This window comes from Mesorhizobium sp. WSM3859, from assembly GCF_002295065.1.
In the GTDB taxonomy this organism is placed as follows: domain Bacteria; phylum Pseudomonadota; class Alphaproteobacteria; order Rhizobiales; family Rhizobiaceae; genus Mesorhizobium.
Genome location: NZ_NSGG01000018.1, coordinates 40,313 through 66,318, shown reverse-complemented (window position 1 = coordinate 66,318; position 26,006 = coordinate 40,313). Strand labels below are relative to the sequence as shown.

Genomic DNA, 26,006 nt, shown 5'->3' with positions numbered 1-26,006 from the left:
GCTTTCGTTCATTCCCGCCCCGCCCAGGGCACCAGCACCCGCTCGACACGCCGGATGACGAATTCCAGGGCAAAAGCGATGATCGCGATCACCAGTATGCCCATCACCACCACATCCGTGACCAGGAATTGCGCCGCCGACTGGATCATGAAGCCGAGGCCGCGCGTCGCCGCCACCAGCTCGGCCGCGACCAGCGTCGACCAGCCGGCGCCGAGCGCGATGCGCAGGCCGGTGAGGATCGATGGCAGCGCGCTTGGCAGGATCACATGGCGGATGACCTGGGCTCGCGTGGCGCCGAGCGATCGCGCCGCGTCGACGCGTTCGCGCGAAACGCCGCGCACTCCGGCGGCGGTCGACAGCGCCACCGGCGCCAGCATGGCGATGGCGATCACCAGGATCTTCGACGGCTCGCCGATGCCGAACCAGATGATGATCAGCGGCAGATAGGCGAGCGGCGGGATCGGCCGCAGGAACTCGAGCAGCGGATCGAACACGCCGCGCCCGATCCGGCTGATGCCGATGGCAAGGCCGATCGGGACGCCGACGAGGATCGCCACGATCAGCGCTGCGAATACGCGCCAAAGCGAGGCGAGGGTGTGCTGGAGCAGCGTCGCATCGACGAATCCGTCGCGGGCGCCGACGACAAATTTCGCCCAGACCGCGGCGGGCGAGGGCAGGAAGACCGGCGATACCAACTCCAGCGAGGCTGCCGCCGTCCAGGCGGCCAACAAGAGAAGGATAGTGACCGCGCTGACCAGCCTGCCTGAAACCACTGCCCGTTTCGGCCGAGGCCGCGACCACGGCACGGAAAACCCGTCGGTCTCACCGGCCTTCGCGGCGGGCCTTTCGCTGTAGGTGCTCACGCTCATGCCGCCTCTCCTTCGAAGATCGCGCCGGTCAGCTCCGCGCGGGCCGCTGCAAAGGCGGGATCCGCCTTGATCGCGCGGATCGGCTCGCCTGCGGCGTAGCGGCGGCCGAAATGGGTTTCGAATGTCCGAACCACGTGCCCTGGACCCGGCGCCAGCACGACGATGCGGGTGGCGAGCACCAGCGCCTCTTCGATGCCGTGCGTCACCATCAGCACGCCGACTTGGGCCGCTGCCCACAGGTCCAGCAGGGTCGTCTGCATGCGCTCGCGCGTCAGAGCGTCGAGCGCGCCGAGCGGCTCGTCGAGCAGAAGGAATTCGGGTTCGGCGGCCAAAGCCCGGGCAAGGCCGACGCGCTGGCGCATGCCGCCGGAAAGCTCCCAGATGCGCTTGTCGCCGGCATCGCCGAGCTTGACCAGCGACAGCAATTCGTCGGCGCGGCGCGCCCTTTTGTCGGCGGATACGCCACGCAGCCTGAGCGCGAAGGCCACGTTTTCCCGTGCCGTCAGCCAGGGGAACAATGCATCGTTCTGGAACACCACGGCGCGATCGGAGCCGGGCCCGGTGATCGGCCGGCCACCCACCGTGGCCAGGCCCCCCGCGGGCTCGACCAGGCCGGCGGCGACGTTGAGCAGCGAGGTCTTGCCGCAACCGGAACGGCCGACCAGCACGACGAAATCGCCCTTAGCGATGTCGAGCGAAACGCGCTCGACAGCCGGCGCCGGCTGGCCGTCATAATGAACGCTGACCTTGTCGAGGATGAGATGCGTCATCGGATCTGGCCTCACTGCATTAGGAGGCCTGCCCCGAAGCCGCGCCTCGTAAGCGGCTTCGGGACAGGCAAGCGCAAGGCCAGGGAAGAAGGCGCCGCGCTTCCGAACAGTCCCCGGAAAGGCGGTCATCCTTCCGGGAATTGCGTGGAGAAGGCTCAGTTCGAGGCGAGCGCCTCGCTGGCATATTTCGCCGTCACATATTTCGAATAGTCGGGCAGCACGGCGTCGATCTTGCCCTGCTCCTTGAGGAAGGCGGATGTTGCCGCGACGGCCTTGACGGTCGCGCCGCCGAGGAACTTGTCCGAGGCCTGTTCTTCGAGCGGCGGGAAGACATAGCCCTTGAGCAGCTCCGGCACCTCTTCCAGCTTGGCGCCGGTGAGCTTGGCGATCTTGCCGGCTTCCGGCGATGACACCGACCAGGCCTCCGGCTTGGCGAGGAACCGGGCATAGGCCTCGCCCGTCACCTTGACGAAGTCGCGCACGGCCTCGGGATGCTTTTCGGCAAAATCGGTACGAACGATCCAGGCGTCGAAGGTCGGCGCGCTCCAGGCGGCCACCTGCGAAGAGTCCAGCACCACCTTGCCGGACGTCTTCACCTGGCCGAGCGCCGGGTCCCAGACATAGGCCGCGTCGATGTCGCCACGCGCGAAGGCGGCGGCGATTTCCGGCGGTCTCAGATTGAGGATCTGCACCGACTTCGGATCGACGCCTTCATGCTTCAGCGCCGCGAGCAGGCTGTAATGCGTGGTCGAGACGAACGGCACCGCGACCTTCTTGCCGGCAAGGTCGGCGACCTTCTCGATGCCGGACCCGTTGCGGGCGACCAGCGCTTCCGAGGGACCGATCAGGCCGACGACGAAGATGGTCTGGATCGGCAATTCGCGGCTGGCGGCCGCGGCCAGCGGGCTCGAGCCGACATAGCCGATGTCGACCGATCCGGAAGCGATCGCCGCGATGACGTCGGCGCCGGAATCGAACTTGCGCCAGTCGATCGCCGCCTTGGTGGCCTTCTCATAGACGCCGTCGGCCTGCGGCACTTTCGATGGCTCGACCACCGTCTGGTAGCCGATGGTGATCTTGAGGTCCTCGGCGCTGGCCGGACCGAGCAGGGCGGTGCCGGCAAGAGCGGCGGCCGACGAAAGCAACAGAATGCGTCGTGAAAGGATTGACATTGAAAGGCTCCATAAACCCCTGAAAACCGGATTGCCTTTCTATCGTCCGCTAATTCTATCATGTTTGTAGAGTTAAATCCTTCCAACGAAGCGGGCTTTATTGGAAAAGTGTCGCCGGGTACCGGCGGAATGCGCGCAAAGGAACGGTCGCGGGGAGGGTTTGGTGCGCCTCGCCTTAGGGCGAAGCGAAGCGGAGACCCTAGGATCCATGCCGTTACATTCATGATAGGTAGCACGGTGCAGAATAAAGACCGGGCACAACAGCAGATAGCTTGCACCGTGGCGTCGCCTCGATGTCACGGCATGGATTCCAGGGTCTGCGCGCGTCGCTTCGCTCCTTACTCCGCCCTGGAATGACGACCGGAAGGGATTGCGTAGCCACTCGCCAAGGGTGATGGGTCCTGCGAACGAAAATTCTCCGGTTGACCCATCCGGGCAAACCCATGCTTCAAATTGCAGGCGAATTGGAAAGCGGGTTTCGTGCCTGCCTCGCTTAGTATAGTAATCTTATCAACATTGGGAGTGAGAGAACGATGCGCGACCTTCTGAAAACCGTTCCGGCGATCGTTCGTGGCCTGCGGACGAGCCCACCCGCGGCGCTCCCCGCACGCTGATCGCTCGACAAAACCGGCTCGCAACCATGGTTGGACGCGGCAACTCCATCATCATTGTCGGCGGCGGCGCCAGCGGCGTTGTGCTGGCAGCGCATTTGCTGATGTCATCAAACTCCGATCTGCGCGTCACGCTGATCGAGAAGCGTCCGCATTTCGGCCAGGGCATGGCTTATTCCACTTTGCTGTCCGCGCATGTGCTCAACGTCAAAGCCTCCGGGATGAGCGCCTATGCCGACGACCCCACCCATTTCGCGCGCTGGGTGCTGGAGCGCGGCTTCGCCAAACCCGACCAGGGGCCTTTCTATGCGCCGCGCAGCCTCTATGCGCGCTACCTGAGGGAACTGCTCGACGATCTAGTGGAACGTGAGCGCGAGACCGGCCGGTTGCGGCTGATTGCCGAGGAGAGCCTGTCGATCTCGCCGACGCCGGCTGGCGTCGAAGTGGTGCTCGCCAACGGCACCAGCGTCGTTGGGCATCTGGCCGTGCTTGCCACCGGCCACGACGAGCAGCCCGGCGCCTTCCAGGGCCACGCCATCCGCATGGGCACGGAGGCCGACACCGCGCTCGATCCTGACGCTCCGGTCCTGCTGCTCGGCACCGGCCTCAGCATGGTCGACGCCTTCCTGTCGCTGGAGCAGCGCGGCCATCGCGGGCCGATCATTGCGGTGTCGCGGCGCGGCCTGCTGCCGTCGCCGCACCGCAAGGGCAATCCGATCAAGCTCGACATCGCCGACATCCCGCTCGGCACGGAGCTTTCCTATTTCGTCGGCTGGTTCCGCAACCTGATCCGCGAGACCCAGAAGGCCGGCGGCGACTGGCGCGACGTGGTCGACGGGTTGCGGCCGTTCAACCAGACGATCTGGCAGAACTGGCCGTCCTCGGCCAAGCGCCGCTTCGTCGAGCATACCAAGGCCTGGTGGGACATCCACCGCCACCGCATGGCGCCGGAAGTCTACGCGCGCGTCACCGAGGCGGTCGGGTCGGGCCGCATCCGCCTGGTCGCCGGCAGGGTCGTGAATGTCGAGGCGAACGGCAGCTTCACCGTGAAAATCCAGCCGCGCGGCACACAGGACATCGAGACCCTGGAGGTCGCCCGGCTCTATGACTGCATGGGCATCGCCCGCGACATTTCGAGGACGTCGAACGGCGTCGTGCGCTCGCTTATCGAGCGCGGCGTGGCGCGGCCCGATCCGCTGCGCCTCGGCCTCGACGTTACCGCGAAATGCGAACTGATCGCGGCCGACGGCACGGTATCGTCGAAGCTGCTCGCCGTCGGGCCGCTGACGCGCGGCACTTTTTTCGAGATCGACGCCATTCCGGATATCCGGGTGCAATGCGCGAAGCTCGGCAAGCAGCTGCTGGGGTAGCGCGATTTTGTCGTTGTGCGAGATTTCCTGAAACGCTGGCGGGACAGCACCCCCCTCTGGCCTGCCGGCCATCTCCCCCGCAAGGGGGGAGATCAGCAGCTCCGCCGACGGCACCTCGCCTGCAACGTCGATGATTGGCGAAAGCGGCCGAGAGCCTAGTCTCCCCCCTTGAGGGGGAGATGGCCGGCAGGCAGAGGGGGGTCGGTTCGACCGGGCTCGGCCCACCTGCCCGATAGGAGGTTGGCGCTTCACGCGCGGCGACCCCCTCTGTCGCCTTCGGCGACATCTCCCCCCTCGAGGGCGGAGATTTGGCGCCGCCTGCGAAATTCCATTCCCCGACTCGCCGCCGGATTGGCACGATCTATCTTCTTTCAGGATGAAAAGGGCTGGAAAAGACAGGGCGAGCGATCCGTGAAACCGCAATGGCTTTCGGCGGCCCGATGCGCGAGATTGCCAACACTGCTTCCATGGAGCATCTCAGATGAGCGAGCAGAGACAACCGGCGCCCGGCGGCGCGGACATCAATCTGTCCCGTTTGCGTCCGCCTTACGCTTCGGTGCTCGACCTGATCGGCCAGACGCCGATCGTCGAGCTGACAAAATTCGACACCGGCAAATGCCGTCTGTTCATCAAGCTCGAAAGCCAGAATCCCGGCGGTTCGATCAAGGACCGCATCGCCCTGTCGATGATCGCGGCGGCCGAGAAATCCGGCGCGCTGAAGCGCGGCGGCACCATCGTCGAGGCCACCGCCGGCAACACCGGCCTCGGCCTTGCCCAGGTCGGCATCCCAAAAGGCTACCGCATCATCCTGGTCGTGCCCGACAAGATGTCGCGCGAGAAGATCCAGCATCTGCGCGCTTTGGGCGCCGAGGTGCGCATGACCCGCTCCGACGTCGGCAAGGGCCATCCCGAATACTACCAGGACATGGCCGAGAAGATTGCCGCCGAGCTGCCCGGCGCCTTCTACGCCAACCAGTTCGCCAACCCGGCCAATCCGCTGGCGCATGAGACGACCACCGGGCCGGAAATCTTTTGGCAGCTCAAGGGCGACGTCGACGCGGTGGTGGTCGGCGTCGGCTCCGGCGGCACGCTCACCGGGCTCGGCCGCTACTTTGCGAAACATTCGCCGAAGACCGAGATGGTGCTCGCCGATCCGGTCGGCTCGGTGTTGGCGCCGCTGATCAAGACCGGCAAGATGGAGGAGGCCGGCAGCTGGACGGTCGAAGGCATCGGCGAGGATTTCGTGCCGCCCAATGCCGATCTCTCGCTGGTCAAGAAGGCCTACTCCATCCCCGACAAGCAGAGCATGCTGGCGGTGCGCGATCTCTTGTCGCGCGAAGGCATTCTGGCCGGCTCGTCGTCGGGCACGCTGTTGTCGGCGGCGTTGCGCTATTGCCGCGAGCAGACGGTGCCGAAGCGCGTCGTCACCTTCGTCTGCGACAGCGGCAACAAATATCTGTCGAAGGTGTTCGACGATATCTGGCTGGCCGAGCAGGGCCTAGCCGACCAGGAACAGCATGGCGACCTGCGTGACCTCGTCATGCGCTCGCCGCGCACCGGCGACATCGTCACTGTCGGCCCGGACGAGAGCCTGCTCAATGCCTATGGCCGCATGCGCCGTTCCGACGTCTCGCAGCTGCCGGTGCTGGACGGCGGCAAGCTGATCGGCATCGTCGACGAGAGCGATATCCTGGCTAAGGTCGACGGCCCCTATGACGGCCGCTGGGACCGCTTCAACGGCCCGGTGCGCTCCGCCATGACCTCGAACCTGCACACGCTGCAGGCCAATCAGACGCTGGATGCGCTGCTGCCGGTCTTCGACCGCAACGAGGTCGCCATCGTCTTCGATGGCGAGGAGTTCATCGGCCTGATAACCCGTATCGACCTGATCAACCATCTGAGGCGCCGCGCAAAATGACGTCAAACGGCAAGAACCGCCTGGCCTTTTCCACCCGCACCATCCATGGCGGCCAGAGCCATGACCCGCTGACCGGCGCGGTGATGGTGCCGATCTACGCCACCTCCACCTATGGCCAGCAGTCGCCCGGCGTGCACAAGGGTTTTGAGTACGCGCGCAGCCAGAACCCGACGCGCTTTGCCTTCGAACGCGCGGTCGCCGACCTTGAAAGCGGCACCAGGGCTTTCGCCTTTGCCTCCGGCCTCGCGGCGATCTCGACGGTGCTCGAGCTGCTCGATTCCGGCGCCCATATCGTTGCCACCGACGACATCTATGGCGGCTCGTTCCGCTTGATGGAGCGGGTGCGCAAGCGTTCGGCCGGGCTGCAGGTCAGTTTCGCCGACTTCACCGACCTTGCGGCGGTCGAGGCCGCGATCCGGCCGGAAACAAAACTGCTTTGGGTCGAGACGCCGACGAATCCGCTCCTGCGCATCGTCGATCTCGAAGCTCTCGCGGCGCTTGCAAAGCGTAAGGGTCTGCTTACCGTCGCCGACAATACTTTTTGCAGCCCCTATATCCAGCGCCCGCTGGAGCTCGGCATCGACATCGTCGTCCATTCGACGACGAAATATCTCAATGGCCATTCCGACATGGTTGGCGGCGTGGCGGTGGTCGGCGACAACAAGGATCTCGCCGACCAGCTGAAATTCCTGCAGAACGCCATCGGCGCCATCTCCGGTCCCTTCGACAGTTTTTTGGCGCTCCGCGGCATCAAGACCCTGGCGCTGAGGATGGAGCGCCATTCCGCGAACGGCCTGAAAATAGCGCAATGGCTGGAAACGCGAAAAGATGTCCGCCGGGTGATCTACCCCGGCCTCGCCAGCCACCCACAGCATTCCATCGCCGTCCAGCAAATGCATGCCTTCGGCGGGATGATCTCGGTCGACCTCGACCGCGACCTGGCGGGGACGAAACGCTTCCTCGAGCGAACCCAGCTCTTCACGCTGGCCGAAAGCCTGGGCGGCGTCGAAAGCCTGATCGAGCACCCGGCGCTGATGACGCACGGCTCGATCCCGGCAGAGAAGCGCGGCGCCATCGGCATCACCGATTCGCTGGTGCGGCTGTCCTGCGGCATCGAGGATGGCGATGATCTGATCGCGGATCTGGAGCAGGCGCTGGGGGGGTGAGAACTCGTCGATACCCGTACCCGTCAGCGTGGTGATCCTTCGCGCCCCTCTCTGTCCTGCCGGACATCTCCCCCACAAGGGGGGAGATTGACAGTTCCAGCGTCCCGCGCATCTCTGCGATGTTGGCGATTGGCGAAAGCCGGCGTGACATCTGATCTCCCCCCTCGTGGGGGAGATGGCCGGCAGGCCAGAGAGGGGCGCTGTCCCGCCGACATCTCGCAATGTGTGCCATTGCAGACCGCAGCTTACACTCTAAACTGCCTCTCACTTTGCGATCTCCGGAGGCGTGATGCGCGTGATCGTGTTGGGTGGCGGCGTGGTCGGCGTCACCACCGCTTACCAACTGCAGAAGGACAGGCACGAGGTGGTCATCCTCGAGCGCCGGCAACAGGTCGCCGCCGAGACCAGCTGGGGCAATGCCGGCATGATCGCGCCGGGGCATTCCTTCGTCTGGTCGTCGCCCAGGGCGCCGATGATCCTGTTGAAGTCGCTGGTGCTGAAGGATCAGGCGCTGCGCTTCAAGCTTTCGGCCGATCCCCGGCTCTACAGCTGGTCCTGGCTGTTCCTGATGGAATGCACGGCCGACAAGGCGAGGCGCAACACGCTGCTCAAGCATCGCCTCGCCGTCTATTCGCAATCGGTGCTGCAGGAGGTCGTTGCAGACGAGGCCATCGACTATGACCGCAACGATCGCGGCATCCTCTATTTCTATCGCAGCCAGCAGGCGCTCGACAAAGGCGTCGAGCATATGCGGCTGCTCGAATCCGACGGCCAGCTGATCAAGGTGCTCGACCGCGACGCCATCGTCGCGCTCGACCCGTCGTTGGCCGCGGCCAAGGAAAAGATCGCCGGCGGCATCCATTGCCCGACCGACGAGACCGGCGACCCCGCGAAATTCACCCGGGCGCTTGCCGCCAAGGTGGTCGAGCGCGGCGGCGAGATCCGCACCGGCACCACCATCACCGGCATCGAGACATCTGGCGACAGCGTCGCGCAGGTGATGACGGACAAGGGGGCGGTCAAGGGCGACGCCTATGTGCTGGCGCTCGGCTCCTACAGCCCGCTGATCGCGAAGACGATCGGGCTCAGCCTGCCGATCTATCCGATCAAGGGCTATTCGCTGACCATTCCGATCGGCAACCGGCCGGCGCCGCCGACCATCGCCGCGATCGACGAACACAATCTGGTCGCCGTCTCGCGCTTCGGCGACCGGCTGCGCGTCACCGCTACCGCGGAATTCGCCGGCTACGACACCAGCCACAAGCCGACCGATTTCGCCTTCATGAAGGGCGTGACCGAGGAGCTCTATCCGGAAGGCGCCGATTACGACCGCGCCGAGATGTGGGCAGGCCTGCGTCCGATGACGCCGAACAACCTGCCCGAGTTCGGCCGGCGGCGCCTCGGCAATCTCTACCTCAACACCGGGCACGGCCATATCGGCTGGACCATGTCGCACGGCTCGGCCCGCATCACCGCCGATCTGATCGCCGGCCGCAAGCCTTCTGTTTCCATGGATGGACTTTTGAACTGAACGCAGGATCCTGCTGAGCGAGGCCCGTCCTCGCTCCGATCGAGAAAGGGAATGCCATGTCCGTCAGCGCCGCTACCCGCCCTCAGTCATCAGGACCGGTCGATCTGGGCGTGCTGCCATCGGAGATCGATGGCGGCCTCGCCTCGCGCGCGGCGATCGGCCTGGCGATCCTCGCCACCGACCAGACGCTGGAGCACGAGTTCCGCGCGCTGGTGCGCATTCCGGGCGTCGCCTTCTACGAGGCGCGCCTGTTCAACGACAACGACATCACGCCGGAGACTTTGCGCGCCATCGGCCCGCGCATCGCGCCCACCGTCGACCTCATCCTGCCCAGCATCCCGCTCGACGTCGTCGGCTTCGGCTGCACCTCGGCGACCATGACGCTCGGCGAGGAGGCCGTCTTCGCCGAGATCAGGAAGGCGCGGCCGGGCGTCGCCTGCACCACGCCGGTCACCGGCGCTCTGGCCGCCTTCAAGGCGCTGGGCGCGAAGGGTATAGGCCTGCTGACCCCCTACGCGCCCGAGATCAACCGGGGCCTGGTGGGCTATTTCACCGGCCGGGGCTTGGATATCGTGGCTGTTGCCACCTTCGACCGCCGCGACGACCGCGAGGCGGCCCGCATCTCGCTGGCTTCCATCGAGGCCGCGGCCGAGCGCATGGCTGAGGTGCCCGGCGTCGACGCGATCTTCATCTCCTGCACCAGCCTGCGCGTCGCCGAAGCGGTCGCCGATCTGGAGCGGCGCATCGGCATTCCCGTCACCTCCTCCAACCACGCCATGGCCTGGCACTGCCTGCGCCTCGCCGGCATCGACGACGTCGTGCCGGCCGGAGGCCGGCTGTTTGCCTTGAAAGCCGTGTGAGCGGTGCTCCTCACCGATCTCATCCAGCAGTTCCGCCCCGAAGCGGGTTGCTGCCGCTAAGGGTTGAAGCGAAAGTTGAACCCCACGCGCACGCTGTTCGTGGTCTCCTTGATGTCGACAAACGCCGGAGGCAGCCCCGCCACCTGCGGCGTGAAACTTATCCTGCTCGTGCCGAAATCGTAGTGATTGTATTCGACGTAAGCCGAAAGATGGTCCGTCAGGGCATATTCGCCGCCGACGCCCACCGTCCACCCCGCCCGCGTGTCGTGCGAAGTATAGGCGGGACCATGTATCAGCGTGGTCGCCCAATTGTCGTCGCCCTGCCAGGCGCCACCGCCCTTGACGTAGCCGAGGAAGCGATCCCACCCATAGCCCACGCGGCCAGTGACGGTCGCCACCGAGTTGGCCTTGCTGTGATAGAAGACGCCCGTTTCCTTCGCGCTCGGATGACTGCCGTCGGCATTCGCCCACGAATAATCCCCCTGGACGCCGATGACAAAACCACCGGTAAACTGATAGTCGCAGCCTGCCTGGAGGCCGCCGAGCCCGCCCGAGCTTTCGTGGCCCCCGAGGTATGCATTGGGATGCGCTCCGCCCGGCGTTCGATTGACCCAACCCTCATCGACCCAAAGGCCTCCGACATGACCCCCGGCGTAGCATCCTGTCCATGTCGGAGAGGCATCCTGAGCGTCGCTGGAAACGACCGAGCTCCACAATGCCACCAGCGTACCCGCTGCAATCATCAGTTCGCGCATGGTCCCACCTCCGCACGACTCGACCCGGGAATGTTAAAACAAACCGTCGAACCGCACTATGGTCGTCGAGCCGCTTCAACGCGGCATCGACTTTGATTGGGACCACCTCCATCGAGACACTCGGCACGTGCGATTCGCTGGCCCGCCAAATCCGCCCGTTAACCGAATCGGAAGGAGATGTTTAACGCTTCGTCTCTATGTCCCCTCTCCGGGAGGCACCACAGAGCGAGCATGATGAAGGACAGCCCTGAAAAGCGAAATGAATGGCGTGCGATCTTTTATGTGCAGGCCCGCATCGCCATCCTGTTTGTGCCGGTCGTGCTCAGCCTGCTGCTCATCGGCATCTTCGCCGGCAATGAGCGCAAATCCGTGCCCGACGTGATCGATCCGACCGTCACGAGCTCGGTGCGCTGAAGAAGCGCCGCCCGGACGGCTGTATTCAAACAAACTTCGGGATCGGCCCCTTCTGCGGCGTCGTATCGCCCTCAAGGTCGACAAAGACCTCGTCGAGGAAGCACCAGGCCCAGCCTTCCGGCGGGTCGTAGCCTTCGATGATCGGATGCTGCGTGGCATGGAAATGCTTTGTCGCGTGGCGGTTGGGCGAGTCGTCGCAGCAGCCGACATGGCCGCAGGTGCGGCAGAGCCGCAGATGCACCCACCAGGAACCGCTCTTCAGGCATTCCTCGCAGCCAAGCGCGCTCGGCGTGACCTGTTTGATGTCCCTGGTGTGCCTGCATTCGTCCATCACGGTCTCCTGGCCGGTTCGGGCTGATTTATTCGTTGGCGGCGCCGCCGTTCCGCGCCAGATAAGCATGCAGAGCCGCGACCACCTGCGCGCCTTCGCCGACGGCGGCCGCGACCCGCTTGGTCGAGCCGCAGCGCACGTCGCCGATGGCGAAGACGCCGCTGCGGCTCGTCTCCATCAGCCCGTGCCCCGGCGTCGTGTCCGGCCCGGTGCGCACGAAGCCTTTGGCGTCCAGCGCCACGTTGCAGTTCGCCAGCCAGTCGGTGTTCGGATCGGCGCCGATGAACAGGAAGAGGTGCTGGATGGCGCGCTCCGTCTCCTCGCCGCTTATCCGGTTGCGCCAGCGCAGCCGCTCGAGATTGCCGTCATGGCCCGCCAGCGCCGCAACCTCGGTCCCGGTCAGCACCTCGATATTGGGCTGCGCGGCGATGCGCTCGACCAGATAGCGCGACATGGTGGCGTCGAGGCCGCGGCGCGCCAGGAGCGTCACCTTGCGCACCTGGCTCGCCAGATAGACGGCCGCCTGTCCGGCCGAATTGCCTGCGCCGACCAGCGCCACCTCCTGGCTCTGGCAAAGCCTCGCTTCGATCGGCGAGGCCCAGTAATGCACCGACGTGCCCTCGAACTGCGCCAGGTTGGCGATGTCGAGGCGGCGGTAGCGCGCGCCGCTGGCGATCACCACCGCGCGTGAACGCACGCTCTCGCCATCGCCGATGGCAAGCCTGTAGCGTGCGCCGTCGCCGTCATCGTCGAGCAGCTTCGCCTCGTCGGGTATGACCATCTCGACGCCGAATTTCTGCGCCTGATTGTAAGCGCGCGCCATCAGCGCCATGCCGGTGATCCCGGTCGGGAAGCCGAGATAGTTTTCGATGCGGGCCGAGGCGCCCGCCTGCCCGCCGAAGGCGCGGCAGTCGAGCACGATGGTCGACAGCCCTTCCGAGGCGGCATAGACAGCGGCCGCCAGCCCCGCCGGTCCGGCGCCGACGATCGCCACGTCATAGACCTTGTCGGCATCGATCGGCCGCAGCAGGCCGACGCAGCGGGCAAGCTCGTTCTCGCCCGGATTGTGCATCAGCTTGCCGTTCGGGCAGAGCACGATCGGCAGATGGTGCGGATCGATATGGAACCGCTCGATCAGCGTTTTCGCGCAAGGGTCGGTGTCGGAATCGAGCGCCCGGTGTGGCAGCCCGCTGCGCCGCAGAAAACCCTGCAGTCGCAGCACGTCGCCATTGCCCGGCGGGCCGATGACGACCGGCCCGCTCGCGCCGCTTTCGAGCAGCCCCACGCGGCGCAGGATCAGCGCCCGCATGACGCGTTCGCCGAGATTTGCCTCCTGCACCATCAGGTCGCGCAGCCGCGGCGAGGGGATGACGATGGCCTCGACCGGCTCGACCGCCTCGGCATTGACCAGCGACGGCCGGTTCGATAGCTGCGCCAGCTCGCCGATGAAATTGCCGGCGCCATGGGTGACGATCGGCTCAGGCTGGCCGAGCCCGCCGGCCTGGGTGATGTCGACCTTGCCCGACAGGATGAGGATCACGCCTGGCGAAACCGTGCCGGCCGTCACGATATGCTCGCCGGCGGCATAGGCGCGTGCCTCGCCGAAACGGCGCATGCGCTCGATGTCTGCCTCGCCGAGGATCGGGAACATCTGGTCGCGGCGGGCGGCGATGGTCGGACTGACGGAAGGGGCCATGGCGCGACCGTAGCGTTATGGCCGCCGGGTTTGAAGCGGTTTGTTGGAGGGCTGGCCGGAAGGGGAGGTGCCGGGGTCGCTTCGTCGGTCGAATGGCCCTACCTGATCGCCTCACGCAGATCGGTGAGAGAGATCACCAGCGTCATGGGATCGAGGGGCGACGGGTCGAATCCAAGCGCCGTGTAATAGCTTCGCGCTTCATCGGAGACGGCGTGGACCAGGATGCCGCGGATGCCGAGCGAGCCTGCGGCATTCATCACTCTGCGTGCTGCATCCTGGACGAGCACCCTGCCGATTCCCTGCCGCCGACAGGACGTGTCTATTGCGAGGCGGGCAAGAATTGCCACCGGAATCGGATCGGGCATGGTGCGCCGGGACCGGCCCGGCACATGACTGGCAATGACGCCGCCCGAAGCGAGCGCGTAATAGGCGACAACCTTGTCGTCCTCGCAGGCCACGAAGGTGCGCGTCGCGCCACTGTCCTGGTTGGCGAGCGCCCGGCGTTTGACCCAGTCATCCGCCGCCGCAACACCGGATGAAAAAGACGAAAGATCGTGGCCACGATCCAGCGGTACCGGCGCCTGTAGCGTCACTTGGTTTCCCAAGGCAGCGGCGCGTTCATCAGTTTGGACAGTCGCTCGTTCGACTTGGCCGGCGCATCGAGCCGGACAAGGAACTCGGCATAAGCGTCCGGCGAAGCCTTGATAAGCGTGCGCTCGAGCAGCGTGTCCTCAGCCATACGCCGGGCGGCGTCGAGGATGAAATCCGTTCGGGTCATGCCGAGCGTCCGCGCGGCCTCGTCGATCAGGCCGCGCTCTTCGGGCCTGATGCGCATGTTCAGCGTGCTTCTCTTCGAAGCGTCCGGCGATTCGTGCTTCATTGTGCAAGAGTAGTATCTTGTAATGACATTGTCATTATAATGAAATCAGGTTTTGTTGGCATCGAAATCAATGCAGATGATAAAAATGCTTCTATCGAGCGGTATAGACGGGAGTCGGGCGCGTGGCAAATCGCGAGCATCAGTCAACCGTCTCATTTTGCACATGAATGTATCCAGCTCTGATATAGCCAAAATCATATATTAGAGATCGCTTTATAACGATGTCCTGTTATTACCCAACGAGTCGACAAAGAATATTATGGATATAGCCGTAGTAACAGAATCTTAACCGTTTGGATTAAGGTCTTCAAAATCGTTTCTGTATAGTTTTCGCGGGTCACCAACGGGCAACGAGGAAATCGTACAATGCTCAAACTGATTACGCGGTTCAAGAATGACGAATCCGGCGCCACGGCGATCGAGTACGGCCTGATCGCGGCGCTGATCGCGTTGGCAATCATGCTCGGCGCCAGCTCGCTCGGCGGGGCGTTGAACGCCAAGTTCAAGCTGGTCGCAGACTGCGTCAAGGACCCCAAAGCTTCTGGATGTCCGACATAACTTCTGTCCACGTGTTACGGCACGGCTTCGGGGGCCGCCTTCGGGCGGCCTCTCCTTTTTGTGCCGTCGGAAGGCAGCGACACGGCCGCGTGGCCTTCGGGAAGGGAGGATTGAACCGCAACCTTCTCGATTGGCGTTGCGGATACTCTTCGCTCTTGGAACTACCGGATGGCCTGCCATCCGAAGCTCGAAGAGCGAAGGATGGTGCCCAGAAGAGGACTCGAACCTCCACTCCTTGCGGAACACGGACCTGAACCGTGCGCGTCTACCAATTCCGCCATCTGGGCTGGTGGGCGCTCATGTAAGCGGGCAAACGATGTGTGTCAACGCGCTTTTTTCACCAGCGTTGGCGCTGCCCCTCATTGCCCTGCCGGGCCGCCGCGTCGGCGCTCTTCCTGCAACGCTGGCGATTGGCGAAATCGGTGGCGAGAGCCTCCCTCTCCCCGTCACTATACGGGGAGAGGATGCCGGCAGGCAGGTGAGGGGCGGCGCCGACGCTGGTCAGATGGGGTTCCGGGTTCGCTTCGAGCCTGGACAAGTTAGTCCCCGAAGCTGGCGCTGCCCCTCATCCGCCTGCCGGCACCTTCTCCCCGTATAGTGACGGGGAGAAGGAAGCTGCTCCTCACCCCTCCAGCACGTCCTTCTTCGCCACGGTGGAATCGGCGTTGAGCTTGTAGATCACCGGCACGCCGGTGCCGAGCTCGAGCTTGACGATCTCCTCGCCCGACTTGCCGTCCAGCGCCATGATCAGCGCGCGCAGCGAATTCCCGTGCGCCGCCACCAGCACCGTCTCGCCGCGCAGCACATGCGGCTGCACCTCGTGCAGGTAATAGGGCCACACGCGCGCCCCGGTATCCTTCAAGCTTTCGCCGCCGGGCGGCGCGATGTCGTAGGAACGGCGCCAGATATGCACCTGCTCCTCGCCCCATTTCTTGCGCGCGTCGTCCTTGTTGAGGCCGGAGAGATCGCCATAGTCGCGCTCGTTGAGCGCCTGGTCGCGGATGGTCTTGAGATCGCTCTGGCCGACCACGTCGAGAATGTGCTGGCAGGTCTTCTGCGCCCGCTTCAGGGCCGACGTGTAGGCGACATCGAATTTCAGGCCGCGCGCCTTGAGCTTTTCGCCGGCGGCAAGCGCTTCCGCATTGCCCTGGTCGGTCAGGTCGACATCGCGCCAGCCGGTGAACAGGTTCTTCAGGTTCCATTCGCTCTGGCCGTGGCGCACGAGCACGAGAGTTCCCGACATGTTTGCTCCTCTGTGGTTTGAGCAATTCCAACGGTTTCCGGAACTGCGTAAGAAGGAAATGCTTCAGGCTTGTGTCAGGAAAGTCCGAGCACGTCCCGCATGGAATAGAGTCCGGGCTTCTTGCCGCGCGCCCAAAGCGCCGCTTTCACCGCGCCGCGGGCGAAGATCGCCCGGTCCTCGGCATGGTGGGACAGCGTGATGCGCTCGCCGGTGCCGGCAAGGATCACGCTGTGGTCGCCGACCACGGAGCCGCCGCGCAGCGTGGCGAAGCCGATCGAGCCCGCCTTGCGCACGCCGGTATGTCCGTCGCGCACCCGCACGCTGTTGCCGGAAAGATCGATGCCGCGCCCGTTGGCCGCCGCCTCGCCGAGCAGCAGCGCCGTGCCGGACGGCGCGTCGACCTTGTGGCGGTGGTGCATTTCCAGGATCTCGATGTCGAAATCCTCCGGGTCGAGCGCCTTAGCGGCCTGCTCGACCAGCACCGCCAGAAGGTTGACGCCGAGGCTCATATTGCCGGATTTGACGATCGTCGCATGCCGCGCGGCGGCGGCGATCTTCGCATTATCGTCGGCCGAGCAGCCGGTGGTGCCGATGACATGGACGATGCGCGCCTGCGCGGCATAGCCGGCGAATTCGACGCTTGCGCCCGGCGCGGTGAAATCGAGCACGCCGTCGGCCTTGGCGAAGGCCGGCAGCGGATCGTCGACGATCGGCACGTTGATGATGCCGATGCCGGCGAGCTCGCCGGCATCCTTGCCGAGATGCGGGGAGTCCGGCCGCTCGATCGCGGCGGCGACGCGCGCGCCGGGCATCGTGTGTATGGCGCGGATCAGGGTCTGGCCCATGCGGCCCGCGGCGCCCACCACGACCAGGCCCATATCGCCGGCTTCGCTCATGCGCTTCTCCTGACGGTCTTCCTGGCGCGGCTGCGCGGTGCGGGAGTTTGGCCCGAAGTCTGGCTTGCCTTGGCGTCGTCGACAAGCCCCAGCCCCTTCTTGCCCTGGATCCGGTGGAAGCGGGCATAGATGGAGTGCGGGTCGGCCATCAGCGTCGCATGCGTGCCTTCTTCGACCAGCCTGCCCTCTTCCAGCACGATGATATGGTCGGCATTGACCACCGTCGACAGCCGGTGCGCGATCACGATCGTCGTGCGGCCTTCCATGACATGGGTCAGCGCTTCCTGGACACGCGCCTCGGCCTCGTTGTCCAGTGCCGAGGTCGCCTCGTCGAGCAGCAGGATCGGCGCCTGGCGCACGATGGCGCGCGCGATCGAGACGCGCTGTCGCTGGCCGCCCGACAGCGTCGAGCCGCCTTCGCCGACAGGCGTGTCGTAGCCTTGCGGTTGCTGGCGGATGAACTCGTCGGCGGCGGCCAGTTTCGCCGCATGCTCGATCTCGGCATCGGTGGCCGAAAGCCGACCATAGCGGATGTTGTCGCGGATCGTGCCCTCGAACAGGTAGGGCGCCTGCGAGACATAGGCGATCGACTGGCGCAGCGAGCGCTTGGTCACCTTCGAGATGTCCTGGCCGTCGACTTCGATCGAGCCCTCGTCAACGTCGTAGAAGCGCTGCAGCAGCGCCACCAGCGTCGACTTGCCGGCGCCCGAGGCGCCGACGATCGCCGTCACCTTGCCGGCGGCGGCGGAGAAGCTCAGCTCCCGCAGCACCGGCATGTCGGCGCTGTAGCCGAAGGTCACGTCGTTGATGCGCACCTCGCCCGTGGTGATCTTCGCCTCGACCGCGTCGGGGGCATCCCCCTGCCTCGGCTCGAGGTCGAGCAGCTCGTAGATCATGCGCGCATTGACCAGCGCGCGTTCCATCGTCACCTGCATGCGCGCCAGGCGCCGCGCCGGATCATAGGCCAGGATCAGCGCGGTGATGAAGGAAAACACCGCGCCAGGCGGTTGGCCGAGATACAAAGCCCGATAGCCGGAATAGGCGATGACGGCGGTGACGGCGAGGCCGGCCAGCATGTCGGAAATCGGCGACAGCCGCTCGGAGACGCGGGCGATCTTGTTGCTGCGCTGCTCGGCCGTATCGGCCATGACGCCGATGCGGCGGGCCAGCTCGTCCTCCATGGTGAAGGCCTTGACGATGGCTATGCCTTGAACTGCCTCCTGCACGGAGCCGCTCAGTCGCGAGTTGATCAGCACGGATTCGCGGTTGATCTTGCGCACCCGGCGGGTGATGTAGACGACGGCCCAGATCAGTGGCGGTCCGATCAGCAGCGAACTCAGCGACAGGACCGGATCCTGGTAGACCATCAGGCAGACCAGGCCGATCAGCGTCACCGCGTCGCGGGTGATCGAAATCAAGGTCAGCGACAGCAGGTCGCGGATGCCGCCGACATTCTCGTCCAGCTGCGCCGCCAGGCGCCCGGAACGCGTGTCGTTGAAGAAATTGACGCCGAGCTTCATCAGTTGGTCGAAGCAGCGCTTCTGGTAGCGGGCGACGAGATTGTTGCCGACCTTGGCCAGCATCACCGCCTGGCCGTAACCGGCAAAGCCGCGCACGAGGAAGGCGCCCATGAAGCCGGCGCAAATCCACCAGACGGCGCCGCTGCTCCGTTCGTAGAAGATCTGATTGACCATCGGCGCCATGACCCATGCGGAGAAGGCGGTCGCGCCCGAAACCAGCAGCGAGCAGACGATGACGACCGCGTAGGACCAGCGATGGTCATAGCCGTTTTCGGCGACGATGCGGCGCAGCACCGCGGTGACCTCGCCCGGTCGGGTCTTGTGCTTGTCTGGATTTTGAAGTGTCAAATCGGAAGCGCTTCGTGGGTTCTCGTCATAAGGCCAACCCTCTTAAAGCATGTCTCCCGAAAGTGGGAACCGGTTTCGGGATAAAGACATGCGTAAAATCAAAAACCGAAAGCGCATGGAGCGAATCTGAAAGATCGCGACGCGCTTTAGCGCCCCGGCTACGGCTTGCCTATGGCGAAACTTCGTCGCGGCGGCCGAGCGCCGGCCCGGGCCCTGGCGCGATCATGCCCGCCAGTGCCGGCCGGCGGTCTGCACGCCGAACAGCGAAGGCGTCCTGGCATAGGCGGCAAGGCCGAGCAGCGCCGCCAGCGGATGGATAATGACATAGACCGGCATTTCGCGCATCAGCGCGCTGTGCGGCGCCTTGTCCTCGAAGGCGGCGCGGAAATTGCCTTCCTTCAGCGCCGGCACGATCTTCTGCGCGATGCCGCCGGTGAGGAACACGCCGCCGCGGCCCATGAACACTAGCGCCAGGTCGCCCGCGGTGCGGCCGAGGCAGGTGACGAACAGCTCCAGCGCCTCCCCGGCCACCGCGTCGGATTTGGCGAGCGCCGCTCCGGTGATCTCGGCCGGCGTCGTGAACGGCGTCGGCTTGCCGTCCGTCCTGGCCACGGCGCGATAGACGTTGACCAGCCCGCGCCCGCACAGGATCTGCTCGCCGGAGATGCGGCCTTCCAGCTTGTCGATATGCGGGAACACCTCGAAGTCGCGCGGCGTGCGCGGTCCGATATCCATATGCCCGCCCTCGCCCGGCACCGGAATCCAGCGATCGAGCGCATAGATCAGCCCGGCGACGCCCAGCCCGGTTCCGGGGCCGAGCACGACGCGGCTCGCATTGGGTTCCGGCGTGCCGCCGCCGATCTTTTCCATATGCTCTTCGCCGAGCGCCACGACGGCCAGCGCCTGCGCCTCGAAATCATTGAGCACCACGACCTCGCTCAGGCCCAGATTGGCGATCATCTGCCGGGGTTTCACGACCCAGGGGCAGTTGGTGAGCGGAATCTCGTCGCCGTCGACCGGCCCGGCGATCGCCAGCACCGCCGAATTCGGCTGGATCGAGGAGCGGTCGAGCACCGCCGCCTGGATCGCCTCGTCGATGGTCTTGAAATTCGCCGTCTGGACGATCTGCGGCTCGGTCGCTTCGGAATTGGCGTCGAGCACGATCGAGAAGCGCGCATTGGTGCCGCCAATGTCGCCGATCAGGACCGGAAACCGCAGCGCTGTCTCGTTCTCGCTTACCATTTCTTCTCGCGCTTCCCCGTTCGGCTGTCTGCCGCTGTTTGTTCGTTGACTAGCGCATGGGCCTGCAAAGGGAAAGCGGCTTCGGCCGGTGTCTCAGTTTGAAATTGACCGGCTACCACCCGCTGTAGCCCGATTGTCGCGCGGCGCTTCGAACTCCTATATGCTTACCAAAAGCAAGGGGGATATCATGTCATATGCCGTCGCGACATGTCCTGACGACGTTGAGCGGCTGAAGACGTTGCTCCACAGTCTGGGCGAAGAGGGAAGCCGGATCATCAACGTGATCTGGCAACCGGAACGAGACATCCGAACAGAGGATGGCGAATTCAGGCAGCCGTCCGGCTACATCATCGTGTTGGAGTACCCCAGCTAAAATGCGGCACCAGCTGACTGGCAACGCCGGTCTGTACCACGTGGCGCGGGAACTGTCGCGACGCGGTTGGCATGTCATGCCCACTGTACGCAACGCGCGTGGCGCAGACCTTTATGCCGCAAGCGACGACGAGAGCCGCGTCCTCCCCATTCAGTCAAAGGCATTGTCGAAGAGGGCTCCCGTGCCGCTGGGTAGTTCACTGGATACCCTTCGCTCGGATTGGTGGGTTGTAACGATCAACGCGAACACCGCAGCCCCTACCTGCTACGTCCTCACGAAAGACGAGGTGAGAGCAGCTGCTCATCGCGGAATGAATGAGATTGGCACGGTATCTTATTGGCTACAGCCAAAATCCTATGCGCTTCCTCAGTATCTGGAAGCGTGGGACAGGCTAGGAAATCCCGCTACTCTCTAAGGTTTTGATTCAAACGGACACATTCCCCAGCTTCGGAGTCAGTTCCCCGGTCTCGGCCTTGGCAGCGGAATGCCGATCTTGGGCGTCGGCGCGAAAGCGCTCGCCGCCGCCGGCATCGCTGCGTTGCCGGTGGAGATCGTCTCCGCCGGCTCGGTCGGCTCCGGTTCGGCCACGGCGACCGCTGTGGCGCTGCCACCCTGGTAGGTCACGGCCGCCAACGACGGCGCATCCGTCGCGGCGAGCACCGCCTGGCACTCTTTCGGCAGATTGGCCATCGTCATCAGGTCGCGGGCCTTGGGCGCATCGGGGTTCTTGTTGGGCCGCCACGGCTCCTCGGTGAACCACCAGGCCAGCGGCTTGCCGCAGCCGTCATCCGCGGGCGTCGCCTCCTGCCCCTTGCAACCGGGCGAGCCCGGCTGGCAGCCGATGCGCATATGGAAATGATAGTCGTGGCCCCAGAACGGGCGGATCTTGCGCAGCCAGGACCGGTCGCCGCTGACCGTGTCGCACAGCTTCTTCTTGATGCCGGGATTGACCAGGATGCGCTCGACTTCCGGATAGCTCGCGGCGCGCTTGAGCAGCCTTGTGTGCGCCGGCGTCCACAGCGCGTCCTTCACCAGATGCGTTTTTTCGTCGACCATCAGCGTGGCGCTCATATTCTCGCGCTGCGCCATGGTCAGCGGCCGCTTCGGCATCGGCGTCAGCCAGATGTCGGCGTCGAGCCCGATCTGATGCGAGGCGTGGCCGGTCATCATCGGTCCGCCGCGCGGCTGCGAGACGTCGCCGACCAGAAGCCCTGGCCAGCCGTCGGCTGCCGCGTCGCGCGCGAGTTTCTCGATCAGCGCGATCATGGCCGGATGGCCCCAGCGGCGGTTGCGCGAGGGGCGCATCACTTCCCAGGTCGGCCCGTCCATGGGCAGGGCGACGCCGCCGGCGAAGCAGCCCTTGGAATAGAAACCGAAGGATTGCGCGGGCACCACCGCCGGCAGTTTCTTGGCGCCGAACAGGTCCTTGGCCCGCGGTTCGGCCGAGATCGCGGCCGCCGCCAGCGCAGCCAAGGTCACCAGCGCCAGCGCGGCGGTCAGGAACGGCTTCCTGTCGGGCAGCGATCGCAAATTCATCAGGCCGGATCCCTCTCCAGTCTACCCGTTTGCGGCACGGTCAGGCCACCATACCACGCCGCGCGTCCCGCATCGATCTTCAGCGCCTCATCGGGCTGCGCGGCGCTCCATCCCGCCAGTTGCCCTCGGCCCACATCCGCTCCAGCGCCACCCGGTAGTTCGGGAACCGGAAGCGATAGCCGGCCGCCTTGATCGCCTTGTTGGCGACCCGCTTGTTCTCGCCATAGAAAGACCGCGCCATGGGCGAAAGTTGGGCGGTCTCGAAGGGAATTTCGGGCGGCGGCTCGACGCCCATCAGCCCAGCGGCGTAAGCCACGACGTCCTGCGGCGGCGCCGGCTCGTCGTCGGTGACGTTGAAGATCCCGCCGAGATTGTTCTCGGCGAGGTGCCAGAGCGCGCCGGCGATGTCGTCGCAATGGATGCGGTTGAACACCTGTCCCGGCTTGACCAGCCGCCTTGCGGTGCCCTCCTCGAGATTGGCGAGCGCGTTGCGGCCGGGCCCATAGATTCCGGAAAGCCGCAGCACCGCCACCGGCTTTCCGGTCTCGCGGCCAAGCCTCAGCCATTCCTGTTCGGCCGCCACCCGCATGACCGAGCGCTTCGACACGGGGCGGCAGTCGCTGGTCTCGTCCACCCAGGCGCCGCCATGGTCGCCATAGACGCCGACGGTTGAGAGATAGGCGATCCACTCCAGCGCCGGCATCTTTTCCCGCAGCGCATCGCCGGCGGCGTTGAGCACCGCATCGCCGGCCTCGTCGGGAGCGACCGAGACGATGAGATGCGAGGTCCCGGCGAGCGCCTCGCCGAGCTCTAGCGACAGCGCGCCGTCGAATTGCAGCGGCTCGATGCCGGCCGATCGCAGCGCCTCGAACTTTTCAGGCGCCCGGGTCGTGCCGGAGACCGGCGCGTGGTGCTGATTGGCCCGCGCGAAAGCCTGGCCGGAATAGCCGGCGCCGAAGATGAAGAAGCGTCTTTCGCCCATCGATGAACTCCTTCAATCGGCCTTCGCCGGTTTTGCCAGCACCGCCAGCCACTCCTCACGGACCGCCGCATCGGTCTCGGTCTTCGAGGCGGTGGCGGCAAGCTTGCCAAATTCGCGGTCGGACAGCAGCCGCGACAGGGCCCAGATCGCCGCACCCCGCACCAGCGGCGAGGCATCGCCAAGCAGGCCACGCACAGTGGGCGTTAGCGAGAAGTCGCCCGAATTGCCGGCGGCGATCAGCACGTTGCGAACAAAACGGTCGCGGCCGATGCGTTTGACCGGCGACCCCGAGAAAAACGAGCGGAACGCCGTGTCGTCGAGGGCGAGCAGTTCCGACAGCTTTGGCTCGCGCAAATCCTCGCGCGCGGCAAGCTTCGCCTGGGATGCCGCGCTGGCGAACTTGTTCCACGGGCAGGCGGCCAGGCAATCGTCGCAGCCATAGATGCGGTTGCCGATCTTTTCGCGGAATTCGCGCGGGATCGGCCCCTTGTTCTCGATGGTGAGATAAGAGATGCAGCGGCGCGCGTCGAGCCGGTAGGGCGCCGGAAAGGCATCGGTCGGGCAGACGTCGAGGCAGGCGCGGCAGGAGCCGCAATGGTCGATCTCGGCCTCGTCCGGCTCGAGCTCCGCCGTGGTGAAGATCGTGCCGAGGAACAACCACGAGCCATGCGCGCGGCTGACCAGGTTGGTGTGCTTGCCCTGCCAACCGAGCCCGGCCGCCTCCGCCAGCGGCTTTTCCATGACAGGGGCGGTATCGACGAACACCTTAACGTCGCCGCCGGCCTTGGCCACGATCTTGCCGGCGATCTCCTTCAGTCGGCCCTTCATCACGTCATGATAATCGCGGTTCTGCGCATAGACCGAGATCGCGCCGCGGTCGGGTCTTGTGAGGATATCGCGCGGGTCATGATCCGGGCCGTAATTCATCGCCAGCACGATGATCGAGCGGACCTCTGGCCACAGCGTCGAGGGCTCGGCGCGGCGCTGAAGGGTCTCGACGATCCAGTCCATCGAGCCGTGGAAACCGTCGGCGACGAATTCGGCAAGTCTTGCCGGCGCCTGCGGGATCGCGTCCGGCCGGGTCACGGCAACCGCCTCGAAGCCGGCGCGGCGCGCCTCCGCCTCGATCAGCGCGCGTAAGTTTTCAGAAGTCGAGGTCCGCATAATGCGACACCGGCGACAGGCCGCGCACCCGGTCGGAGAGCAGCGGCCGGAACGACGGCCGCGATTTCACCCGCGTGTACCATTCGCGCGCGGCGCTGTGTTCGCGCCAGTCGATCTCGCCGAGATAGTCGAGCACCGAAAGCGTCGCTGCGGCGGCGAGGTCGGCATAGGTCACCTTGTTGCCGGCCAGCCAATGGCGCGTGCCCGCGAGCCAATTGGTGTATTTCATGTGCTGGCGGATGTTGGCGCGCGCGGCGCGGATCGCCGCCGAATCGGGCGAGCCCCCGCCGGCGGTTTCCGGCATCACCGGCTTCAGCACGCGCTCGCGCACCAGATGGCGGGTGACTTCGCTTTCGGCCTTGGCCAGGTACCAGTCGGTCAGCCGGCGGATTTCCGCGCGCTGCATCGGGTCCTCGGCGAACAGCCGCTTGTCGCGCTTCAAGACGCCGCGCGTCTCGTCGAGATATTCGGCGATCACCATGGCGCCGACGATCGGCACGTCGCCTTCGGCCAAAAGGATCGGCAGCGTGCCGGCCGGGTTCAGCGCCAGAAACTCCTTGCGCCTGGTCCACGGCTTTTCCTCGATCAGCGCCAGCTCCTCGCCATACTCGCCGAAGGCGAGGCGCACGAACCGGCAGGTGGCGAACATGGGATGATGGAAAAGCGTCAGCATGGTTCCGCGATGATAGGGCGCACTGGCGAATCGGTGTCAGCGCCGGTAAGTCTTGGCGGCCCATCATGCGGCCGTCACGGTGTTGCGACCTATAGGGGGACTTCCGCGCCGTGACAAGCAAGCCGTTGTCCCCAGCTGTCCCCGAAATCCTGAGGTTGCCATGGAAAGCCAGACCATCGTCGAAGCGCTGCTGCTCGGGCTGCTGGAGGGCCTGACCGAGTTCATCCCTGTGTCCTCGACCGGCCACATCCTGCTTGCCGGCCATTTCCTCGGCTTCCACTCCACCGGCAAGGCTTTTGAGATCCTGATCCAGCTCGGCGCGATCCTGGCCATCCTCAGCGTCTATTTCAGCAAGCTCTGGCAGATGCTGATCAAGCTCCCCAGCGACCCGCAGACCCGGCATTTCGTCATCGGCATCCTCATCGCCTTCCTTCCGGCAGCGGTCATCGGCGCGCTGGCGCATGATTTCATCAAGACCATCCTGTTCGAATCGCCCAGGCTGATCTGCATTATGCTGGTCATCGGCGGCGTGGTGCTGCTCGTCGTCGACCGCATCAACTTCAAGCCGGTGCATCACGACGTCGAGCGCTTTCCGTTGAGCGTTTATTTGAAGATCGGCCTGTTCCAGTGCCTGTCGCTGATCCCCGGAACCTCGCGCTCCGGCTCGACCATCGTCGGCGCGCTGCTGATGGGCGTCGACAAGCGCGCGGCGGCGGAATTCTCCTTCTTCCTCGCCATGCCCACCATGGTCGGCGCCTTCGCCTTCGACCTCTTCAAGAACCGCAACGTGCTGACCGCGGCGGACCTGCCGATCATCGCCGTCGGCTTTATCGCCGCCTTCGTCGCCGCGCTCATCGTGGTGCGTTTCCTGCTCGATTACGTCTCGCGCAAAGGCTACGCGCTGTTCGGCTGGTGGCGGCTCGTGGTGGGTATTGCGGGGCTGGCGGCGCTGATGGTTTGGGGGTGAGGCGGGCTTTGCCCGCACCATTCGTCGAGTTCCCGCCAACCCCCCTCTGGCCTGCCGGCCATCTCCCCCGCAAGGGGGGAGATCAGATGTCGCCGCGGCTTTCGCCAATTGTCGACTTCTATGAAGGGCGCGGCGCCTAAGCTGCCAATCTCCCCACTTGC

General features: G+C 65.2%; 25 protein-coding genes and 1 tRNA gene. 9 read left to right on the top strand and 17 right to left on the bottom strand.

Annotated features, from left to right (window positions below; translation table 11 throughout):
• Positions 1-8: 8 nt before the first annotated feature.
• The 3 genes from CK230_RS28530 to tauA all read right to left on the bottom strand — a co-directional run bounded on the left by CK230_RS28530 (position 9) and on the right by tauA (position 2,811).
• Positions 9-869, bottom strand: coding sequence for an ABC transporter permease subunit (locus CK230_RS28530; RefSeq protein ID WP_095820144.1), 861 nt, complete (start codon positions 867-869; stop codon positions 9-11).
• Positions 866-1,639, bottom strand: coding sequence for a taurine ABC transporter ATP-binding protein (locus CK230_RS28525; protein WP_095820143.1), 774 nt, complete (start codon positions 1,637-1,639; stop codon positions 866-868). The genes CK230_RS28530 and CK230_RS28525 overlap by 4 nt, the downstream gene beginning before the upstream one ends.
• Positions 1,640-1,794: 155 nt before the next feature.
• Complete coding sequence (tauA, locus tag CK230_RS28520; RefSeq protein WP_095820142.1) at positions 1,795-2,811, bottom strand: taurine ABC transporter substrate-binding protein; 1,017 nt, start codon at positions 2,809-2,811, stop codon at positions 1,795-1,797.
• A 640-nt stretch (positions 2,812-3,451) separates the two neighbouring features.
• Here tauA and CK230_RS28515 point away from each other — a divergent pair.
• From CK230_RS28515 to CK230_RS28485, 5 genes are all read left to right on the top strand, one after another.
• Positions 3,452-4,792 carry an FAD/NAD(P)-binding protein gene (locus CK230_RS28515; protein WP_095820141.1) on the top strand — a complete coding sequence of 447 codons (1,341 nt, stop codon included), beginning with the start codon at positions 3,452-3,454 and terminating at the stop codon, positions 4,790-4,792.
• Positions 4,793-5,273: 481 nt separating this feature from the next.
• Positions 5,274-6,710: a pyridoxal-phosphate dependent enzyme gene (locus tag CK230_RS28505; protein WP_095820140.1), complete on the top strand. Its 1,437-nt coding sequence runs from the start codon at positions 5,274-5,276 to the stop codon at positions 6,708-6,710.
• Positions 6,707-7,876: a cystathionine gamma-synthase gene (locus tag CK230_RS28500; RefSeq protein WP_095820139.1), complete on the top strand. Its 1,170-nt coding sequence runs from the start codon at positions 6,707-6,709 to the stop codon at positions 7,874-7,876. Before CK230_RS28505 ends, CK230_RS28500 begins: the two co-directional genes overlap by 4 nt.
• Before the next feature lie 289 nt (positions 7,877-8,165).
• Positions 8,166-9,407 carry a D-amino acid dehydrogenase gene (locus CK230_RS28490; RefSeq protein ID WP_095820138.1) on the top strand — a complete coding sequence of 414 codons (1,242 nt, stop codon included), beginning with the start codon at positions 8,166-8,168 and terminating at the stop codon, positions 9,405-9,407.
• A gap of 56 nt (positions 9,408-9,463) precedes the next feature.
• A complete protein-coding gene (locus CK230_RS28485; RefSeq protein WP_095820137.1) occupies positions 9,464-10,267 on the top strand; it encodes an aspartate/glutamate racemase family protein in 804 nt (267 codons plus the stop codon).
• A gap of 56 nt (positions 10,268-10,323) precedes the next feature.
• On the opposite strand, the gene CK230_RS28480 is transcribed toward CK230_RS28485, so the two are convergent.
• A complete protein-coding gene (locus CK230_RS28480; protein ID WP_095820136.1) occupies positions 10,324-11,022 on the bottom strand; it encodes an outer membrane beta-barrel protein in 699 nt (232 codons plus the stop codon).
• A 231-nt stretch (positions 11,023-11,253) separates the two neighbouring features.
• Between CK230_RS28480 and CK230_RS28475 the strand changes: the two genes are divergently transcribed.
• Positions 11,254-11,436 carry a hypothetical protein gene (locus CK230_RS28475; RefSeq protein WP_095820135.1) on the top strand — a complete coding sequence of 61 codons (183 nt, stop codon included), beginning with the start codon at positions 11,254-11,256 and terminating at the stop codon, positions 11,434-11,436.
• Positions 11,437-11,461: 25 nt separating this feature from the next.
• On the opposite strand, the gene CK230_RS28470 is transcribed toward CK230_RS28475, so the two are convergent.
• The 4 genes from CK230_RS28470 to CK230_RS28455 form a co-directional block, all read right to left on the bottom strand.
• Positions 11,462-11,767: a UBP-type zinc finger domain-containing protein gene (locus CK230_RS28470; RefSeq protein WP_095820134.1), complete on the bottom strand. Its 306-nt coding sequence runs from the start codon at positions 11,765-11,767 to the stop codon at positions 11,462-11,464.
• Between the two features lie 28 nt (positions 11,768-11,795).
• Positions 11,796-13,463 carry a cyclic nucleotide-binding domain-containing thioredoxin-disulfide reductase gene (locus tag CK230_RS28465; RefSeq protein WP_095820133.1) on the bottom strand — a complete coding sequence of 556 codons (1,668 nt, stop codon included), beginning with the start codon at positions 13,461-13,463 and terminating at the stop codon, positions 11,796-11,798.
• Between the two features lie 98 nt (positions 13,464-13,561).
• A complete protein-coding gene (locus CK230_RS28460; protein WP_095820132.1) occupies positions 13,562-14,056 on the bottom strand; it encodes a GNAT family N-acetyltransferase in 495 nt (164 codons plus the stop codon).
• Positions 14,053-14,343, bottom strand: a complete 291-nt coding sequence (locus CK230_RS28455) for a DUF1778 domain-containing protein (protein WP_095820131.1) — start codon at positions 14,341-14,343, stop codon at positions 14,053-14,055. Before CK230_RS28455 ends, CK230_RS28460 begins: the two co-directional genes overlap by 4 nt.
• Before the next feature lie 366 nt (positions 14,344-14,709).
• Between CK230_RS28455 and CK230_RS28450 the strand changes: the two genes are divergently transcribed.
• Positions 14,710-14,901, top strand: coding sequence for a Flp family type IVb pilin (locus CK230_RS28450; protein ID WP_095820130.1), 192 nt, complete (start codon positions 14,710-14,712; stop codon positions 14,899-14,901).
• Between the two features lie 202 nt (positions 14,902-15,103).
• On the opposite strand, the gene CK230_RS28445 is transcribed toward CK230_RS28450, so the two are convergent.
• The 5 genes from CK230_RS28445 to CK230_RS28420 form a co-directional block, all read right to left on the bottom strand.
• Positions 15,104-15,188, bottom strand: a tRNA-Leu gene (locus CK230_RS28445).
• 335 nt (positions 15,189-15,523) lie between these two features.
• Positions 15,524-16,144 carry a 2,3-bisphosphoglycerate-dependent phosphoglycerate mutase gene (locus CK230_RS28435; protein WP_095820128.1) on the bottom strand — a complete coding sequence of 207 codons (621 nt, stop codon included), beginning with the start codon at positions 16,142-16,144 and terminating at the stop codon, positions 15,524-15,526.
• Positions 16,145-16,218: 74 nt separating this feature from the next.
• A complete protein-coding gene (gene dapB / locus CK230_RS28430) occupies positions 16,219-17,040 on the bottom strand; it encodes a 4-hydroxy-tetrahydrodipicolinate reductase (protein WP_095820127.1) in 822 nt (273 codons plus the stop codon).
• Positions 17,037-18,908, bottom strand: coding sequence for an ABC transporter ATP-binding protein (locus CK230_RS28425; RefSeq protein WP_095820126.1), 1,872 nt, complete (start codon positions 18,906-18,908; stop codon positions 17,037-17,039). Before CK230_RS28425 ends, dapB begins: the two co-directional genes overlap by 4 nt.
• Positions 18,909-19,130: 222 nt before the next feature.
• The gene (locus CK230_RS28420; RefSeq protein ID WP_095820125.1) at positions 19,131-20,150 is read right to left on the bottom strand and encodes a glucokinase; all 1,020 of its coding nucleotides are present in this window, start codon (positions 20,148-20,150) and stop codon (positions 19,131-19,133) included.
• A 187-nt stretch (positions 20,151-20,337) separates the two neighbouring features.
• On the opposite strand from CK230_RS28420, the gene CK230_RS28415 reads away from it, so the two are divergent.
• Positions 20,338-20,523: a hypothetical protein gene (locus CK230_RS28415; RefSeq protein ID WP_141246129.1), complete on the top strand. Its 186-nt coding sequence runs from the start codon at positions 20,338-20,340 to the stop codon at positions 20,521-20,523.
• A gap of 453 nt (positions 20,524-20,976) precedes the next feature.
• Here the strand turns inward: CK230_RS28415 and mepA are convergent, their stop codons facing one another.
• The 4 genes from mepA to CK230_RS28390 form a co-directional block, all read right to left on the bottom strand.
• The gene (gene mepA, locus CK230_RS28405; RefSeq protein WP_095820122.1) at positions 20,977-22,059 is read right to left on the bottom strand and encodes a penicillin-insensitive murein endopeptidase; all 1,083 of its coding nucleotides are present in this window, start codon (positions 22,057-22,059) and stop codon (positions 20,977-20,979) included.
• 79 nt (positions 22,060-22,138) lie between these two features.
• Positions 22,139-23,041 (bottom strand): SDR family oxidoreductase, encoded by a 903-nt coding sequence (locus CK230_RS28400; protein ID WP_095820121.1) that lies wholly within the window; start codon positions 23,039-23,041, stop codon positions 22,139-22,141.
• A 12-nt stretch (positions 23,042-23,053) separates the two neighbouring features.
• Positions 23,054-24,205 (bottom strand): tRNA epoxyqueuosine(34) reductase QueG, encoded by a 1,152-nt coding sequence (gene queG, locus CK230_RS28395; RefSeq protein ID WP_095820120.1) that lies wholly within the window; start codon positions 24,203-24,205, stop codon positions 23,054-23,056.
• Entirely contained in the window at positions 24,186-24,878 is a 693-nt protein-coding gene (locus tag CK230_RS28390; RefSeq protein ID WP_042645260.1) for a glutathione S-transferase family protein, read from the bottom strand. The genes queG and CK230_RS28390 overlap by 20 nt, the downstream gene beginning before the upstream one ends.
• A gap of 160 nt (positions 24,879-25,038) precedes the next feature.
• Between CK230_RS28390 and CK230_RS28385 the strand changes: the two genes are divergently transcribed.
• A complete protein-coding gene (locus CK230_RS28385) occupies positions 25,039-25,845 on the top strand; it encodes an undecaprenyl-diphosphate phosphatase (protein ID WP_095820119.1) in 807 nt (268 codons plus the stop codon).
• Positions 25,846-26,006: the final 161 nt, after the last annotated feature.

Bases quoted from the DNA above. Each gene is read 5' to 3' on its own strand.
- CK230_RS28530 (WP_095820144.1), bottom strand. From the start codon at position 869: ATGAGCGTGAGCACCTACAGCGAAAGGCCCGCCGCGAAGGCCGGTGAG.
- CK230_RS28525 (WP_095820143.1), bottom strand. From the start codon at position 1,639: ATGACGCATCTCATCCTCGACAAGGTCAGCGTTCATTATGACGGCCAG.
- tauA (WP_095820142.1), bottom strand. From the start codon at position 2,811: ATGTCAATCCTTTCACGACGCATTCTGTTGCTTTCGTCGGCCGCCGCT.
- CK230_RS28515 (WP_095820141.1), top strand. From the start codon at position 3,452: ATGGTTGGACGCGGCAACTCCATCATCATTGTCGGCGGCGGCGCCAGC.
- CK230_RS28505 (WP_095820140.1), top strand. From the start codon at position 5,274: ATGAGCGAGCAGAGACAACCGGCGCCCGGCGGCGCGGACATCAATCTG.
- CK230_RS28500 (WP_095820139.1), top strand. From the start codon at position 6,707: ATGACGTCAAACGGCAAGAACCGCCTGGCCTTTTCCACCCGCACCATC.
- CK230_RS28490 (WP_095820138.1), top strand. From the start codon at position 8,166: ATGCGCGTGATCGTGTTGGGTGGCGGCGTGGTCGGCGTCACCACCGCT.
- CK230_RS28485 (WP_095820137.1), top strand. From the start codon at position 9,464: ATGTCCGTCAGCGCCGCTACCCGCCCTCAGTCATCAGGACCGGTCGAT.
- CK230_RS28480 (WP_095820136.1), bottom strand. From the start codon at position 11,022: ATGCGCGAACTGATGATTGCAGCGGGTACGCTGGTGGCATTGTGGAGC.
- CK230_RS28475 (WP_095820135.1), top strand. From the start codon at position 11,254: ATGATGAAGGACAGCCCTGAAAAGCGAAATGAATGGCGTGCGATCTTT.
- CK230_RS28470 (WP_095820134.1), bottom strand. From the start codon at position 11,767: ATGGACGAATGCAGGCACACCAGGGACATCAAACAGGTCACGCCGAGC.
- CK230_RS28465 (WP_095820133.1), bottom strand. From the start codon at position 13,463: ATGGCCCCTTCCGTCAGTCCGACCATCGCCGCCCGCCGCGACCAGATG.
- CK230_RS28455 (WP_095820131.1), bottom strand. From the start codon at position 14,343: ATGAAGCACGAATCGCCGGACGCTTCGAAGAGAAGCACGCTGAACATG.
- CK230_RS28450 (WP_095820130.1), top strand. From the start codon at position 14,710: ATGCTCAAACTGATTACGCGGTTCAAGAATGACGAATCCGGCGCCACG.
- CK230_RS28435 (WP_095820128.1), bottom strand. From the start codon at position 16,144: ATGTCGGGAACTCTCGTGCTCGTGCGCCACGGCCAGAGCGAATGGAAC.
- dapB (WP_095820127.1), bottom strand. From the start codon at position 17,040: ATGAGCGAAGCCGGCGATATGGGCCTGGTCGTGGTGGGCGCCGCGGGC.
- CK230_RS28420 (WP_095820125.1), bottom strand. From the start codon at position 20,150: ATGGTAAGCGAGAACGAGACAGCGCTGCGGTTTCCGGTCCTGATCGGC.
- CK230_RS28415 (WP_141246129.1), top strand. From the start codon at position 20,338: ATGTCATATGCCGTCGCGACATGTCCTGACGACGTTGAGCGGCTGAAG.
- mepA (WP_095820122.1), bottom strand. From the start codon at position 22,059: ATGAATTTGCGATCGCTGCCCGACAGGAAGCCGTTCCTGACCGCCGCG.
- CK230_RS28400 (WP_095820121.1), bottom strand. From the start codon at position 23,041: ATGGGCGAAAGACGCTTCTTCATCTTCGGCGCCGGCTATTCCGGCCAG.
- queG (WP_095820120.1), bottom strand. From the start codon at position 24,205: ATGCGGACCTCGACTTCTGAAAACTTACGCGCGCTGATCGAGGCGGAG.
- CK230_RS28390 (WP_042645260.1), bottom strand. From the start codon at position 24,878: ATGCTGACGCTTTTCCATCATCCCATGTTCGCCACCTGCCGGTTCGTG.
- CK230_RS28385 (WP_095820119.1), top strand. From the start codon at position 25,039: ATGGAAAGCCAGACCATCGTCGAAGCGCTGCTGCTCGGGCTGCTGGAG.